Source organism: Phycisphaerales bacterium, assembly GCA_040221175.1.
In the GTDB taxonomy this organism is placed as follows: Bacteria; Planctomycetota; Phycisphaerae; order Phycisphaerales; family UBA1924; genus JAHCJI01.
The window spans coordinates 1-14464 of the sequence record JAVJVK010000001.1; the positions used below are offsets into that span (position 1 = coordinate 1).

Sequence of the window (14464 nt, forward strand, 5' to 3'; positions counted from 1 at the left end):
GCGCATGCGCTCCGCTCGCGGACTCGCTGCGCGGATGCTCCGGCGCCACCGTGCACGCCCACGCTCACCCTGCCCCCCGCGCCGCAGCATCCGCCGAGCGAGTCTTCGAGCGAAAGCGCATGCGGAGGCGAGGCGGCCCCCGGCCGCCCGGGCGTCAGCCCGCAAGCGAGTCTTCGAGCGCCTCAAGAACACTACCTTTGAGCGAGCCCCGGCGCAGCCGACCCGTCTTCGGGGCGGCTCCGCCGGGGCGTCGAACTTCGGCGCACCCCCACAGCACGGTGCGCCCAACCCACCGCGCACTCCCGCAGCACGGTGCGCCGCAGCATCCGCCGAGCGAGTCTTCGAGCGACAGCGCATGCGGAGGCGAGGCGGCCCCGGCCGCCCGGGCGCAGCCCGCAAGCGAGCGAAGCGAGCGCCTCAAGAAAACTAATATTGGTCGAGCCCCGGCGCAGCGTCCCTGTCTTCAGGGGCGCTCCGCCGGGGCGTCGAACTTCGGCGCACCGCTATAGAACGGTGCGAGCCTTTCCGCCTAGGCGACCTCCTCGTCCCCGCTGGGCGCGGTGACGAGCTGGGCCTGACCGTTGGAGACGTAGACGAAGTGGGCCGTGCCCTGCGACCCGCTGGTCTGCTGCCCGTTCTTGAGCGCGCTGACCCGGTAGGTCGCCGTCACCGTGCCCAACGGCACTGTCTTGTCGACGAACTTGCGTTCGCTGACCGTGGCGATGCGCGCAAAACCAGTAGGCTGGCCCGAGCCGTCCCAGGTCGAGCGGTCGACCAGGTAGCTCGTGCCCGCGTAGGTGCGCCCGTCCCAGCGGACCTCCAGTTCCCCGTTGGTATCGAGGTGGAAGGTGACGTTGCTGGGGTTGACCGGGGCGATGGGCGCCGGCTTCTTGGGCTCGGGGATGAGCGCGGTGGCGAAGACGCTGGGGTCATCGGTGGCGATGCCGAAGGCACGGATGATCTTGATCATCTGGGCGCCGAAGGTGTCCATCGCCTCGAAGGCCTCGTCCTGCAGCACGGTCGCCGCTTTCGCCTGGTTGCGCTTTGCGATGGCGTTGTCGTACGCCGCCCGGCATGCCTGAACCAAGCTCTGCGCCTGGCCGGATTGCTCGATCGAAAGCCCGATCGCCGCGGCGTTCTCCACCCACACGGGCACGCGCTGCTCGTAGAACTCGAGTCGTTGCAACAGTTGTTTTGGTGTCACGGACATTGTGGAATCTTTTCCTGCCCCCGCCGCCAACCATGGCGATGGCGAGCAATCGTGTCGGCGGGCCGCCGCACCGTGCCTTGGCCCGATTGGATCATCGAAAGATTCCGAGGGCGACTTCAGTTGGCATAAGAAAGTTTTTCGATGCCGAGGTGTGCGAGGCGCGCCGCCGGCGGTGCGGAGCCGTTCGAAGTGCATTTCTGGCAATAACTTACGGCGTCTTGGGGCCCGAGGCGGCTCGGGTCGAGCATCAGGCCCGCAGGCCCCTGTTCGAGGGGGGGCGCCCTTCGCGGCGGGGGTGGCGGTGGCGCCGCGGTGCCCGACCATCGCCGGATCCGTAGCATCCGACCGACCCGATCCGCCGTTGCCAGCACGCAGGAGGCCCCCATGGCGCGCTCCGCGCACAACCGCCGCGCCGCCGCGATCATCGCCGCGCTGGGCGCGTGCGTGCTCCCGGGCTGCTATGCGCGCCTGGCCCCCTCGCCCGATCCCGGGCCGCAGGTCTGGGCCGGCGTCCTCACCGGCGAGGATTTCCTGGGGCGCTACGAGGTCTACCTCGACCAGCGGCCCGACGGCGCCGCCTTCCTGTCCGTCGCCCCGGGCGACAATCCCCATGTCACCGACGCAGGGCCGATGCCGACCTGCACCGTGCACCACGGGCGGTGGTTCGTCGAGCACGACGAGCGCGGGCTGGAGCGCTGGGTGCTGGAGGTCGAGGGCTGGCCGACCATGACGCTGCGCCGCAACTTCTACTGGACGCGGTACGAGACGCACGCGCGGTTCCTCGAGCCGCAATCGCCGCCCGCCCCCTGCAACGACTGGGGCACGGTGTTCGCGCTGGTGTCGAGCGATCCGGCCCGACGCTGACCGCGCCATCGAGGATGCGCCCGGGCAGGGCGCTGCGGATCACCTCCAGATTTCCTCGCCCACCCCGCCGGATCGCGCAACCCCTGCGCATTTCGCGTCCGAGAACGCGGCCAAGGTCCGCGGAACCGAACGTCAGAATCCTCCGGAACAGCCACCGAGGCCTTCGGAACAACCACGGAAGCCTCCGGAACAGCTTCCGGAGGCTTCGGGACAACTACGGAATCGTTCGGAACAGCTTCCAGAACCGTCGGAACAACCACCGAATACTTCGGAGCAGCTTCCAAAGCCTCCGGAACAACCACGGGATCTTCCGGGGTAGTTCCCGAACGCTTCGGGGCTACCTCCGGGGGATTCGGTTGCACCGCCGGGGCCTCCGAAAGCGCTTCGGCGGCGGCCTACGAGGTGCTTCCGGGGGCGTCTGTTGGCTGCTTGTCCTCGATGAAGCCGCCCGCCGTACCCCAGAACATGTTCATGGGATCGATGTCGAAGACGCGCGTGTCCTTCGAGTGGCACGCGCGACCACGAAAGCCTCGTTCTGCGTCCCAGCTGAGCAGCGGGTCGGGCAGGAGCCCCGGTAGGCTATCGCCATCGTCACCGGTCAGGGCATTGAATTCGTTGACGAGTTCATCGAAGCGATCGTGTCCGCGGAGGGCAATCTCGATGCCCGCCGGGCATGTGAATCGCCGGGCCGCCGGCACGTTGCCCGGATGGCCCTGGAAGAGGTCCGAGGCCCGGTCGGCAGAGCGTTCCTCGGTCTTGCACGCCACGTCGCCCTCGAAGAGCGTCATGCGCTGTGGCAACGCTTCACCGCACGGCGCGCCCTGGAAGCAATAGACGTTCAGCGATGCACAGCTCTTGTTCTTGCCAAGGTCCAGCGTGGCCGGCAGGCTCCAGAGAAATTCCATCGTGCCGAGCACTTCGGCGGCCTCGGGCACTTCCGCGCCGCCGGGCTCGGGGCCGGGCAGCATGGACGGACGCTGGGGATCGCTCAGGTAGATGTCGATGCGTAGCGGGTGCTTGTGCTTGATCAGGGAGCGGACGACGGGCTTGAGCCACTGTCCGGTGTGGGCGATGAACGCCACGCGCGGGGGCAACGGCGACTCGTCGGGGTGGTCGTTGGCATGACGGATGGCCCGCATCAGCCCGCGTTTGTAGGCCGACACGGGCACGTGATCGTCGTACAGGAAATCGAGCGAGGCGTTGGCTTCGGGCTTGGGCTGCACGCCGTGGAGCAAAACGCCCGTATAGCGCTGGGCGTGGTGCCGCATGAGGCCGTCCTCGTCCTGCTTGCGGCGGTAGGCGGCCAGCTTGCCGGATCGCGACGACAGGAACCGCCGAATATCGGCGATCGTCGTCGCGGCGCTGTTGCCCGATCCGTCCATGGCCCTCTTGACGGTTCGCCAGCTGAGCGTGTACGTAACCCCGCCCGCCTCCCTGATGGCGGCGCACAGCGCCTCACGCGATTGCAATCGCTCCAGGTGTTCCCGTAGTGCGGCTTGCTCGGATGGATCGAGCGAGCGATCGGACGGCGATGGAAGCTTCCCTTCGGCGTTCATGGCACCCCCAGCGGCCGCGATGACGGCCCTTCCAGACTACGCACATTGCACTTCGATGACCAACTTTCCAGGGTTGCGCGCAACGCGATCCATGGCGCTCGACACCGCTAAGTTTCTCTGCATCAACGGGTTCTGGCAAACTCGTGGAACCGGCGCACGAAGAAGAGGTCAGCACGCCGGCGGCGCGGACCGCCGGGCTGACGCACGGACGACCTCGGGCAAAGGTGGAACCACGCATGAGCGCCAACCAACAACAAAACCCCCAGAACGCCTGCAGCTTCGGCGATCGCCCGTACGGGCAAGGCCACTGGCTTCGCGCCGTTTCCGGCGCCGCCGAGATCAGCCTGGGATGGGTGCTGCTGGCCCAGCCGGTGGCCCGGAGCCATCCACTGATGCGCCAGCTGCGCGCCGCGCGAATTGAGGTCCTCGGCCAGTTCCAGTATCGCAGCGGTCGATCGGCCTTGCTCGTCCGCGGTCCGATCGACGCCATCGCGGGCATGGCCCGCGTCCAGGCAAACGGAGATCTGCATCCCGGGCTGGCCGAGGGCGTGTGGCGCGGGGCCCTCCCCGTCCCCGACCGCGTGCTGGCCAACGAGCCCCTGGGCGGGCCCCGGTTCATGCAACTCATCGCCCTGGACCAGAACGGCGAGCCCAGGCAGGAACTAATGGTCCAGCTGTCCCGTGACGCGGCAATCAACCTCAGCGTCGTGCGACGCGAGCCGCTGCCGCTGGGCGTGCACATCGTCATGGCCGGCCGTGGTCGCCCGGATGCCATCGCCGCAATCGAGGCGATCCACCAGATGGGCCGCCTGCCCTCGCCTGGCCGCGCCTCGATGATCCTGTCGCTGGAGAGCGACGACGTCGCCGAACCACCCTCACGCTATCCCGCCAAGCTGGTCGTGGAGTTCGTCGATAGCTCGGCGGACCAGCTCAGCCGCTTCTACCACGACGTGCTGGGTGGCCTGCCGATCGACCACCGCATCCGCGGCGACGAGCTGGCGCCCGACGCGGGGTGTCATGTCAATGGTCGCGTCGAGATCGCCATGCGTCGCTGCCCGGCACGCGATCGTGAGAAGCTCGAGCAGCTGGCCCGCCGGGCGATCGAACTTCTCGGCATGGACGCCCGTCTGTGGTGGGAGCTGCGCGACTCCGAGCAGGAGGATCCGCAAGCGGCGTAGGCTCCGAGGAACTGGGCACGGCAGTTGATCGGGGCGGTCGAGAGGCCGCCCCATTTTTCGTGCGCCCCGACGATACTCACTTGCTGCGATCTATCGCCTCGACGCCCAGCCTTCCCAGCGGCACGCACCCGTCCGGATTGCTCGCGGCCGTCGCGTGCTCCCTCAAGTGCGCCAGCAGCGCGAGCATGTCCTCGCGCGGGGGGGCGGTGAGCACCAGGGGCTCGCCGGTGATGGGGTGCTCGAGGGCGAGCAACGCCGCGTGGAGCATCTGGCGCTGGATCGACGTGCCGTCGGGCAGATCGAAGAACCTGCCGCCGTACATGTCGTCGCCGACGATGGGCCAGCCGCGATGCGCACAATGCACGCGGATCTGGTGGGTGCGGCCGGTCTTCAGTTCGAGTTCTACTAAGGCGAAGTGCTGGTCGCCCACGGGGCGGTCGTGCAGGCGGTAGCGTTCCCGTACTCTGGCGATGGTCAGGCTGGGCTTGCCCAGTTGATCGTGGCGGACGACCTGCTTCTCCCGGTACCCCTTCTCCTTGCTGGGGTGGGGGCCCAGGGGCTCGTCGATGGCCTCGATGTCGGGGTCGAGCGCGCCCTTCGGTTCGCCATGCCCCCCACAATGAACGATCGCGAGGTACCGCTTGTCGGTGGTCCGCTTCTCGAACTGCTGGCCGAGCTTCCAGTGGGCCTCTTCGGTCTTGGCGAAGACGATGACGCCGGTGGTGTCGCGGTCGAGGCGGTGCACGACGCCGGGGCGCGCGAGGTCGGCGCCGACGGGGGACAGCTCGCCATCGCTCGAATGCTGGAAGTGCCACGCCAGGGCGCCCAGCATCGTGCCCGTGTTGTGGCTGCGCGCCGGATGCACGATGATGTCGGCCCGCTTGTTGAGCACGATCAGGTGCGCATCCTCGTAGAGCACGTCGATGGGGATGTCTTCGGGGGCGATCTCGCCGCTGGGCGGGGGCGGCAGCACGATCTCGAGGCGATCGTTCAAACGCAGCTTGGTCGACGCCCGCGCGGGCTGGCCGTTGACCATCGCCGCGCCGTCGTCGATCATCCGCTGGATCTGGCTGCGGCTCATGAAGGGGATGCGGCTGGTGAGGTACTTGTCGAGCCTGTCCCTGATGTCGCGCTGCAAGACAAGTTCGACGCGGCGGGCGTCGGCGTCGTCGGGGCCATAGCGCTCGACGGCGGCGCGCAGGGCGTCGGGATCGATCTTGCCGCCGGGGTCGATGAGCGGGGGGAGCGCGTCGCCGGTCACTGGCCGGGGTCTTGCGGGGGGTCGGTGGGGTCGGTGGGGGTGGGCTCGGTGGTGGGCTCGGGGTCCGGCGTCGGCGCATCGCCTGGTTCATCGCCCGGTTCACCGAACAGGCCGCCGCCCAGGGGCGTGTCCATGCCCGAGCCCTCGCCCTGGCCCTCGTCGCCGACACCGAAGCCGCCCAGGTCGAGCCCGCCCAGGCCGAAGGGGTCGTCCTCGTCGCGTTCGCCGGCGTCGGGCGTCTCGGGCTGGGGCAGCTGGGCGGTCGAGGGCAGGCTGGTGCGCGTCGCCAGGGCGTCCAAGCTGTTCAGCCGGGCCTCGGCCAGCTGGGCCATCGCGCCGTAGCCCGCGTCGCGATCGATCGTCGCCGCCCGCTGGTAGTGCGTGCGCGCCTGGTCGATCTCGCCCATGGCCTCGGCGACGGCGGCCAGGCCCATGTGGGCCCGCACGAGGTGGATGTCCGCCGGCTCGGCGTCGACCACCTGCTGGAAGGCCTGGCGGGCCTGGCCCAGGTAGCTGGTGCGCAGCTCGTCGTCGAGCAGTTCTTCGGCCGGAAACTCGCCGGTGGGCCCGGGCTGGGCTCCGATGACCACGCCGCGTCGGACGGCCGCCAGGTAGGCCTCGCCGGCGGTCAGTCGGGCCACGTGGGGTACGGCGCCGACGTCGTCGTACTGCCGGGCCAGGCTCAGTAGCGTGTCGGGGCTGGTGGCGTCGCTGCCGGTCGCCAGGGCCAGCTGGACGAACGCTTCGTCGGTGCGCTCGTCGGCCTTCTGGTTGAGGTATCGCCGGCCGCTGAAGGCCAGGGCCACCAGGGCGACGATGATCAGCAGGCGCGGGCCCCACTTGACCAGGAAGTCCCGGAATTCCTCGTTGATGCGCGACTCGTCGAGGCCGGCCTTGTCCTTGAGCTGTCCGTGGCGTTCGTCCATAGGGCGAGTTTAGGGGCCCGGCCGCCAGAACGCCCAGGCCCCCGGGTGGGCCAGCGCCTCGTCGCTCACCAGGTGCAGGCGGACCAGGCGCGTGAGGTCGGCCAGCCCGTCGCTGGTAACGGTCGAGACGGCCGCGTCGGCCCAGGCCGGGGCAGCGCCAGGGTGGCGGTCGGCGCGGGTGGCGATCTTCGGGCCTTTGGCCCGGGGCGGAGCCGAGCCCGCGTCCTGGCACCAGAGGACAAGGTCGGCCGCGTCGATGGCCTGGCGTGCCAGCGCCTGGGCCTCGGCCAGCACCTCGTCATCGGACAGATCGATCCCAGGGGCGTCCAGCCAGCGGACGAGCAGGCCGTCGAGCTCGAGGTCCACCGCGACGGCGTCGCGGGTGACGCCGGGGCGGTCGGCCACGCGTGCGACGGTGCGGCCGGCCAGGGCGTTCATGAGGCTCGACTTGCCGACGTTGGCCGGGCCGGTGGCGACGACCAGCGGCGGGTGGAGCAGGCGGGCGAGTTCTCGCGCGATGTGGGCGGGCACTTCGTCTTGATCGGACGCCCAGCGCGCCGGCTGGCTCAGCAGGTGGGCCACGGCGCGCTCGCCGCGGACGCCCGAGAGCGCGGTGAGCATGCGGGCCTCGACCTCGCTGGCGGCCTCGGGCCACGCGGGCTCGGCGTCGGTGCGTGTGAGCCCGGCGTCGAGCAACGCCCGGGCCAGCGATCGGCAGACCTGCACGCCGCCGTGGGGGGTGAGCAGGAGGACGGAATCGCTGGGACGGATGGCGAGCAGTGTGTCGACGTGTGGCACCGTGCGCAGCGCGGCCTTGCCCACCTCGGGGGCGGTGAAGCCGAGGGCCTCGCACGCGGCGTCGATGTCACCGCCACCCTCCCCACGAATCTCGAACACGGCGACGGCCGAGGCGATGCCGGGGGTGGAGCGCTCTGCGAAGGTGGCGGGCACGCGTGAGCGTATGGGCCCGACGCGTGCGCAGTGTCAACGGGGATTCTGCAGGCGCTCCAGCAGCGCATCGGCGTCCCAGCTGGGCGGGGGATGGTCGTAGACCACGCACGGCGCTCTGCCGTCCTCGACGAGTAGTGCGATGCGCATGGTGTCGAGGGACGCGACGTAGATGCCGCGGGAGTGGTTGCCAATGAGGTTGCCCACCTGGAACACAAGGACGTCCCCTGGAACGCGGCTGGCCGAGATCGGCCCGCTGAAGAACACCAAGGGCGACGAGAGCCAGAAGTGTCGCTCCTGCATGCCTGTGCCAGAAATCCGCAAGCCATACGCCGGACTGGCGTGGATGTCGTTGTACAAATCTTGTGAGCCATCAAGCGGAGCAACCCATGGAGCATGATCGTCAAACACGCTCGCCGCAGCACCCACGTTTCGCAGTAAGATTGAGTCGCGTTCGTAGAAGTCCCGGTAGGCTGTCTGCGACCAGTCCTGCGACTGGCCAAGTTCCTTGAACTCGTGCGCACGCACCAGCAGATCGACGCCGCCATCGTGCCGCAGTCCGCCGTTGAGCCAGCCGTTTTCAACAGCCTCGGGCAACTCGACAACCCGTTCATCCTCGCTGCCATCCAGCCGGACGCGCCGCACCGTCTGCCCATCGCGCGCGATGTAATACACCCACGGAAACGCGCCGCCCGCGCCGTCCTCGGTCTTCGCCTCGCGCGTTCCCTCCAGCCCGACCATCGCCGGCTCCTTCACCGAGTCGAACCGGCTGGCAAGCGACAGATCGCTCGCTACGCCGTACCAGCAGATGAGGCCGAGCGCGGTCGCCGCGTTGGCCAGGGCGATGGCGGCCAGGACGCGCCCGGGCTTGCGGTGTTTGTCGAAGGCCAGCCACAGCAATGGCAGCTCGATCACGAAGCCCGCGAGCGTAAACGCCGCGAACACCAGCCAGTGCGCGGCGACGAGCTTGGAGAGGTAGTCCCCAGGCAGCCAGTCCATCGTCAGGTCCCACGCACCCACAACGAGAAGCAGCCCGGCCCAGGCCGACAGGTAGTTTGCTGTGATCGCCAGCCCCAACGCCCGTCGCCGGGCGCCGAGCTTCATCAGGATGCCGCCCTCAATCAAGCCAATGAAGAGGTTGCCTACGAGGAGGTGCGCGACTCCCGCCAGCATGGCCACGCTGCCCGCGTTGGCCAGCGCGGGAGTCGCAGCGATCAGCACCACGATCGTGATCAGCGTGAGCCGGTGGCGATGTGTCGCAAACATGCGCGTGCCTCCGGCTTGCCTTGTACGCGTGTCGTTCTCGAGGGATCCCCAGTAAACTCAGAGACCCACAAGCCTCCCCAGCACGATCATCGCCACCACGCCCCCCACAAACGCGACGCTCACCGCCGTGCTGCTGGCCTTCTCGAGCGCCTCGGGGATGAGGTCGTCGACGACCAGGAACACCATCGCCCCCGCGGCCAGGCCCATGCCGAAGGGCAGGAGCGGCTCGAAGATCCAGATGAACCACGCGGCGAAGGGGGCGGCCAGTGGCTGGGGCAGGCTGGTGAAGAGCGCCCAGAAGAGACACGCCCTGACGCTCAGCCCCGCGGCCATGAGCGCGAGCGTGATGGCGATGGCCTCGGGGATGTTGTGCACGGCCAGCGCGCTGGCGATGCTCACGCCAAGCGTCGGTAAGGTTCCATCGGCCCGGAAGTCGGCCCCGAAGGCCACGCCGATGGCCACCCCCTCGGGCAGGCTATGCACGGTCATGGCGGCGACGATGAGCAGGGCCCGCTTGCCGCCGGACTTTCTTAAGTTGGCAATATCGAAGTCGCCGTTGCCGCTGATCCACTTCACGGCCATCCAGTAGAAGGCCGCCCCCGCCCCGAGCCCGGCGGCCACCTCCCAGCCCTGCCAGCCCGGGGCCCGGTCGAGCCCCTCGCCCACGAGCTGCACCAAGCTGGCGGCGGCCATCATGCCCCCCGCGGCGGCGGAGAACATGCCGGTGAGCTTCTGGGACATGTTCTTGATGAAGAAGAAGGGGATGACGCCGAAGGCCATGCTGACGTCGGCGATGATCGCGGCGACGAAGGTGATGAGCAGCAGGTTGAGAAGGTTGTGGTCCATAGGTCGGCGCGGCTCGCTCCCGGGTTGTCGGTCGAGGCTAGCCGGACCCTGCCGTTGCGGCTTTGGTCGGGGGGAAATGCGGCCGATAGAAGGGCATGGAGCCCCCCGGCCGTCCCTACCCTCTTTGAGCCCCACGATCGCCTTTCCAGGGAGAATCGCATGACCCGCCTCGAATCGCAGCCATCGCCCCGGGACCTCCCCCTTGCCCCCGGCCTGGGGGGCCATGATCTGGCCACCGACCCGGCCATCGAGGGGGCCATCGACACGATCGTCCAGCGCGTGGGCGAGCACAGCCGGGCCATCACCGATGTTCGCCCGCCCCGCGGCGAGATGGCCGCCAGTTTCGAGGAGATGGTCAAGCGAGCCGAGGCCATGAAGGGCCGGCCCTTGCTCTATAAGTACATCGGCAGCGGACTGGGCAATGGGGCCCTGGTCGAACTGGCCGATGGATCGGTCAAGTGGGACATGATCATCGGCATCGGCGTGCACTTCTTCGGGCACAGCCATCCCGAGATCGTGCGCGCCCAGGCCCGGGCATCGATCGAAGACGTCGCCAAGAGCGGCAACCTGATGAGCAACTTCGAGGCCTACCGCTTCGGCGAGAAGCTGATCGAGTTGGCCGGCCGCAACAGCCGCCTGAGCGAAGCGTTCATCACCACCAGCGGCGCGGTGGCGAACGAAAGCGCCTTGAAGATCTGCTACCAGAAGAACCACCCGGCCAGCCGCGTGATCGCCTTCAAGCACTGCTTCATGGGCCGGACGGTCACGATGGCCCAGATCGGCGACTCCGCCGCGGGTCGGGACGGCATCCCGCTGACCACGCAGGTCGACTACATGCCCTTCTGGAACGAGAAGGCGGCCGAAGAGGTCGGCGGCACGACGCGGTTCATCGATCACTGCGTGTGGCGTCTGAACCAGTTCATCGAGCGCTACCCCAAGCAGCACGCGTGCTTCATCTTCGAGCTCGTGCAGGGCGAGGGTGGCTTCAACACCGCGCCGAGGGAGTTCTTCACCGCCCTGATGGACGTGTGCCGCGACAAGGGCATCGCCATCTGGGACGATGAGATCCAGAGCTTCGGCCGCACGCGCGAGATGTTCGCCTACGAGACACTGGACCTGGGCGACTACGTCGACGTCTTCTGCGTCGGCAAGATGACCCAGGCCTGCGCCACGCTTTGGACCGAGGAGTACAAGCCGCGCCCGGGCCTCTTGAGCGGCACCTTTACCGGCAGCGCGACGGACTTCACCGTGGGCACCCGCATGCTCGAGATGCTCGACGACGGGGACTACTACGGCGAGAACGGCCTGATCGCCCAGCACCATAAGGCGTTCCGCGAGCAGGCCCAGGCCATGATCGACCGGCATCCGGATTGGTTCCCGCCTGCCCTGTTCGTCAACGATCTCATCGCCGGCGAGGGCGGCATGATGCGCTTCACGCCCTTCGGCGGGGATAAGCAAAAGGTCATGGCCGCCTGCAAGGCCTGCTTCGACGAGGGCGTCGTCCTCTTCTGGTGCGGCCACGGCCCATACCACGTCCGCATGCTGCCGCCCCTGGGCGCCATGAAGCTCGAAGACTGGCCGCGGGTGTTCGAGGTGGTGGAGCGGGCGCTGGCGAAGGTCGCGGGCTGATTGAATCTGAAGCAAGGACCTGTATGCACATCATTCGTCGTGCGAAAATCGAGGACGCAGACACGCTGCTGAAGCTGGCCAAGATGGTCCACTTCATCAACCTGCCGCCCGACCGCGACATCATCATGGAGAAGATCCTCCGCAGCCGCGAGTGCTTCAAGCACGTGGCGCGCGGCGAACCGCTGGAGGACGATCCCAGGACGCTGCGTCGCAGCGGCGCGGGCAGCGGCCTGAAGCAGAGCCTCAGCGAGAGCGAACTGTTCGTCTTCGTGCTCGAAGACACCGAGACAGGCTCGCTTCTGGGCTCGAGCCAACTCGTCAGTTCCATGGGTGGCCCGGGCAACCCCAACGTCGGCTTCAAGATCTCCGAGCGGCGGTTCTTCAGCGAGAGCCTGCACACGGGCATGACCCACACCATCGCCACGCTCCACCTCGATGAGTCGAGCCCCACCGAGATCGGCGGCTTGATCCTCCAGCCGGCCTACCGGGCGCACAAGGAGAAGCTGGGCCGCCTGCTGAGCTTCGTGCGATTCCACTTCATGGGCGTGAACCGCAAGAACTTCGCCGACCACGTGCTGGCCGAGATGATGGCGCCCATCAGCGACGCGGGCGACAACCTGTTCTGGGACGCGCTCGGCCGGCGGTTCATCAACCTGAGCTACGACGAGGCCGACCGCTTCTGCCAGTACAGCCGCGAGTTCATGTTCAGCCTGCTGCCGCGCGAGGACATCTACCTGAGCCTGCTGCCGCCCAAGGCGAGGCAGGGCGTGGGCCAGGTGGGCAAGGACACCGTGCCCGCCCGGAAAATGCTCGAGAAGCTCGGGTTCAAGTACCAGGGCGTCATCGATCCGTTTGACGGCGGACCGCACCTCCAGGCTGTGACCGATGAGATTCCGCTCGTGCGGGCGACCGAGTCCATCGTGCTGGGCAAGGCCGCGTCTCCATCGGCCTGCAAGGGCATGGCGATCATCAGCACGCTCGACAACGAGGGCGAATACGTCGCGTTGCAGTCGCCCTTCGTGCGCAAGGGCGGGTCGTTGTGCCTGCCGCGGGAGGTGATGGCGGCGTTGCATGCCGACGAGGGCGATGAGGTAGCCTGCACGGTGATCAACCCGATGCCCACGCTCGATGCGCCCGCGGAGCCGCCCAAGACGCGCAGCACGCACAAGAAGAAGCCCACGGCAAAGAAGACGGCCAAGACGACTCGGAGGAAGAAGACCGGATGACCACGCTCGCAGCCCTGTCGAACCCACCCAGCAACCTCGTCGGCGGCGTCTACCACGTCATCGAGGGCGATTCGCTCCAGTCCTTCGATCCTTCGCAGCGCGGCCGCGTCATCTGGTCGGGCGCGCCGACGATCGAGCACGTCGACCAGGCCGTTGCCGCGGCGCGCGATGCCCTGCGCACCTGGAGCCGATGGGACATCGAGAAGCGTGCGGACGTGCTGCTGAAGTACAAGGCCCTGGTGCAGGAGCGTGGCGGCGACATCGCTGATCTGATCGCCCAGGAAACCGGCAAGGCCATGTGGGATTGCAAGGGCGAGGCCGCCGCGCTGGCCGGCAAGGTCGACATCACGCTCGAGCAGGGCGCCCACACGGGCCGCCAGCGCGTGAGCGGCTTCTCGCTCGACCTGGGCGAGAAGAAGGAAGGCCGCTGCTGGTTCCGTCCCCACGGCGTGATGGCGGTGGTGGGGCCGTTCAACTTCCCGGCGCACCTGCCCAACGGCCACATCGTGCCCGCCCTACTCATGGGCAACACGGTTGTCTTGAAGCCTAGCGACAAGGTGCCCGCCGTCGGCCAACTCATCATCGAGCTCTTCCAGCAGGCGCTTGACGAGAGTGGCGCGCCAAAGGGCGTGGTCAACCTCGTGCAGGGCAAGGCCGACGTAGCCCAGAAGCTCGTCAACCACGATGGCGTCGACGGCATCCTCTTTACCGGCTCCTGGCCCGTGGGTCGCAAGATCCTCGAGAGCAATCTGGACACGCCGGGCCGCATCGTCGCGCTCGAGATGGGCGGCAACAATGGCGTCCTGGTCATGCCCGACGCCGACCTGAAGCAGGCGGCCATCGAGATCGCCCGCGGCGCGTTCGTGACGACCGGTCAGCGTTGCACGTGCGGTCGGCGGCTGGTTGTCCATGAACAGGTCGCTGATCGCCTTATCCCCGCAATCCTCAAGGCCGCCGCCGCGATGGTCATCGGCCCGCCCCGCAGCGAGGCGCCCGTGTTCATGGGGCCGATCATCGACGATAACGCGCGCGACGCCGTGCTCGATTTCCAAACCCGTGCGGCCAAGAGCGGCGGAGAGATCCTGATGCAGGCGACCAAGCCCGCCTCACTCGAGGGCGGCTCCTACATCAGCCCCGGTGTTATCCGCGTCGACAAGTTCACGGCAGGCGATGGGGACGATGCCGGATGCGATGTCGAGGTCTTCGGCCCGATGCTCCGAATCACCACGGTCAGCTCGTACGAAGAGGGCATCCAGCAGGTCAACGCCACCCGCTACGGCCTGGCCGCCAGCATCTTCACGCACGACAACGACATCATCGCCGATTTCCTGGCCGACGCCCGCGCGGGCTGCGTAAACCTCAACTGCGCGACCGCCGGCGCCAGCAGCAAGCTGCCCTTCGGCGGCCTTGGCACCAGCGGCAACCACCGCCCCGCGGGCGCTTTCGCGCTGGACTATTGCGCATATCCCGTTGCCGGCATGCTGGAGCGCGGCGATGCGGCGGTGGTGGCTCCGGGCATGGCGTTCGAGGATTCGTGGCTGGGCTGAGCCGATC

12 protein-coding genes are annotated in these 14464 nt (G+C 68.2%); 5 read left to right on the forward strand and 7 right to left on the reverse strand.

Translation table 11 applies throughout. The features are described from left to right. Nucleotides 1-529: 529 nt before the first annotated feature. Nucleotides 530-1210 (reverse strand): hypothetical protein, encoded by a 681-nt coding sequence (locus RIE32_00005; protein ID MEQ9094624.1) that lies wholly within the window; start codon nt 1208-1210, stop codon nt 530-532. A 384-nt stretch (nt 1211-1594) separates the two neighbouring features. On the opposite strand from RIE32_00005, the gene RIE32_00010 reads away from it, so the two are divergent. Then, nucleotides 1595-2074, forward strand: coding sequence for a hypothetical protein (locus RIE32_00010; GenBank protein ID MEQ9094625.1), 480 nt, complete (start codon nt 1595-1597; stop codon nt 2072-2074). A 395-nt stretch (nt 2075-2469) separates the two neighbouring features. Here RIE32_00010 and RIE32_00015 read toward each other — a convergent pair whose 3' ends face one another. Continuing rightward, on the reverse strand, nt 2470-3630 hold the full coding sequence (locus RIE32_00015; GenBank protein MEQ9094626.1) for a hypothetical protein: 1161 nt from the start codon (nt 3628-3630) through the stop codon (nt 2470-2472). A gap of 236 nt (nt 3631-3866) precedes the next feature. On the opposite strand from RIE32_00015, the gene RIE32_00020 reads away from it, so the two are divergent. Continuing rightward, entirely contained in the window at nt 3867-4808 is a 942-nt protein-coding gene (locus RIE32_00020) for a hypothetical protein (protein ID MEQ9094627.1), read from the forward strand. 76 nt (nt 4809-4884) lie between these two features. Here the strand turns inward: RIE32_00020 and RIE32_00025 are convergent, their stop codons facing one another. From RIE32_00025 to RIE32_00045, 5 genes are read right to left on the reverse strand one after another with little or no spacing between them, the layout of a single operon-like run. Further along, nucleotides 4885-6069, reverse strand: a complete 1185-nt coding sequence (locus RIE32_00025; GenBank protein ID MEQ9094628.1) for an RluA family pseudouridine synthase — start codon at nt 6067-6069, stop codon at nt 4885-4887. Further along, nucleotides 6066-6995, reverse strand: coding sequence for a hypothetical protein (locus RIE32_00030; protein MEQ9094629.1), 930 nt, complete (start codon nt 6993-6995; stop codon nt 6066-6068). The genes RIE32_00025 and RIE32_00030 overlap by 4 nt, the downstream gene beginning before the upstream one ends. Nucleotides 6996-7004: 9 nt before the next feature. Beyond that, nucleotides 7005-7946, reverse strand: coding sequence for a GTPase (locus RIE32_00035; protein MEQ9094630.1), 942 nt, complete (start codon nt 7944-7946; stop codon nt 7005-7007). A gap of 33 nt (nt 7947-7979) precedes the next feature. Next, on the reverse strand, nt 7980-9209 hold the full coding sequence (locus RIE32_00040; protein MEQ9094631.1) for a hypothetical protein: 1230 nt from the start codon (nt 9207-9209) through the stop codon (nt 7980-7982). 57 nt (nt 9210-9266) lie between these two features. Next, nucleotides 9267-10055, reverse strand: a complete 789-nt coding sequence (locus RIE32_00045; protein ID MEQ9094632.1) for a ZIP family metal transporter — start codon at nt 10053-10055, stop codon at nt 9267-9269. Between the two features lie 159 nt (nt 10056-10214). Between RIE32_00045 and RIE32_00050 the strand changes: the two genes are divergently transcribed. Genes RIE32_00050 through RIE32_00060 form a run of 3 tightly spaced genes read left to right on the forward strand, consistent with a single transcriptional unit; the run spans nt 10215 to nt 14457 of the window. After that, nucleotides 10215-11684, forward strand: a complete 1470-nt coding sequence (locus RIE32_00050; protein MEQ9094633.1) for an aminotransferase class III-fold pyridoxal phosphate-dependent enzyme — start codon at nt 10215-10217, stop codon at nt 11682-11684. A gap of 23 nt (nt 11685-11707) precedes the next feature. Continuing rightward, a complete protein-coding gene (locus tag RIE32_00055) occupies nt 11708-12910 on the forward strand; it encodes an arginine N-succinyltransferase (protein MEQ9094634.1) in 1203 nt (400 codons plus the stop codon). Further along, nucleotides 12907-14457: an aldehyde dehydrogenase family protein gene (locus tag RIE32_00060; GenBank protein ID MEQ9094635.1), complete on the forward strand. Its 1551-nt coding sequence runs from the start codon at nt 12907-12909 to the stop codon at nt 14455-14457. Before RIE32_00055 ends, RIE32_00060 begins: the two co-directional genes overlap by 4 nt. The last annotated feature ends 7 nt before the right edge of the window (nt 14458-14464 follow it).

What these genes read in the sequence shown, in the direction of transcription:
- RIE32_00020 (MEQ9094627.1), top strand. Translation starts at nt 3,867, where the DNA reads ATGAGCGCCAACCAACAACAAAACCCCCAGAACGCCTGCAGCTTCGGC.
- RIE32_00055 (MEQ9094634.1), top strand. Translation starts at nt 11,708, where the DNA reads ATGCACATCATTCGTCGTGCGAAAATCGAGGACGCAGACACGCTGCTG.
- RIE32_00050 (MEQ9094633.1), top strand. Translation starts at nt 10,215, where the DNA reads ATGACCCGCCTCGAATCGCAGCCATCGCCCCGGGACCTCCCCCTTGCC.
- RIE32_00010 (MEQ9094625.1), top strand. Translation starts at nt 1,595, where the DNA reads ATGGCGCGCTCCGCGCACAACCGCCGCGCCGCCGCGATCATCGCCGCG.
- RIE32_00060 (MEQ9094635.1), top strand. Translation starts at nt 12,907, where the DNA reads ATGACCACGCTCGCAGCCCTGTCGAACCCACCCAGCAACCTCGTCGGC.
- RIE32_00015 (MEQ9094626.1), bottom strand. Translation starts at nt 3,630, where the DNA reads ATGAACGCCGAAGGGAAGCTTCCATCGCCGTCCGATCGCTCGCTCGAT.
- RIE32_00030 (MEQ9094629.1), bottom strand. Translation starts at nt 6,995, where the DNA reads ATGGACGAACGCCACGGACAGCTCAAGGACAAGGCCGGCCTCGACGAG.
- RIE32_00045 (MEQ9094632.1), bottom strand. Translation starts at nt 10,055, where the DNA reads ATGGACCACAACCTTCTCAACCTGCTGCTCATCACCTTCGTCGCCGCG.
- RIE32_00005 (MEQ9094624.1), bottom strand. Translation starts at nt 1,210, where the DNA reads ATGTCCGTGACACCAAAACAACTGTTGCAACGACTCGAGTTCTACGAG.
- RIE32_00040 (MEQ9094631.1), bottom strand. Translation starts at nt 9,209, where the DNA reads ATGTTTGCGACACATCGCCACCGGCTCACGCTGATCACGATCGTGGTG.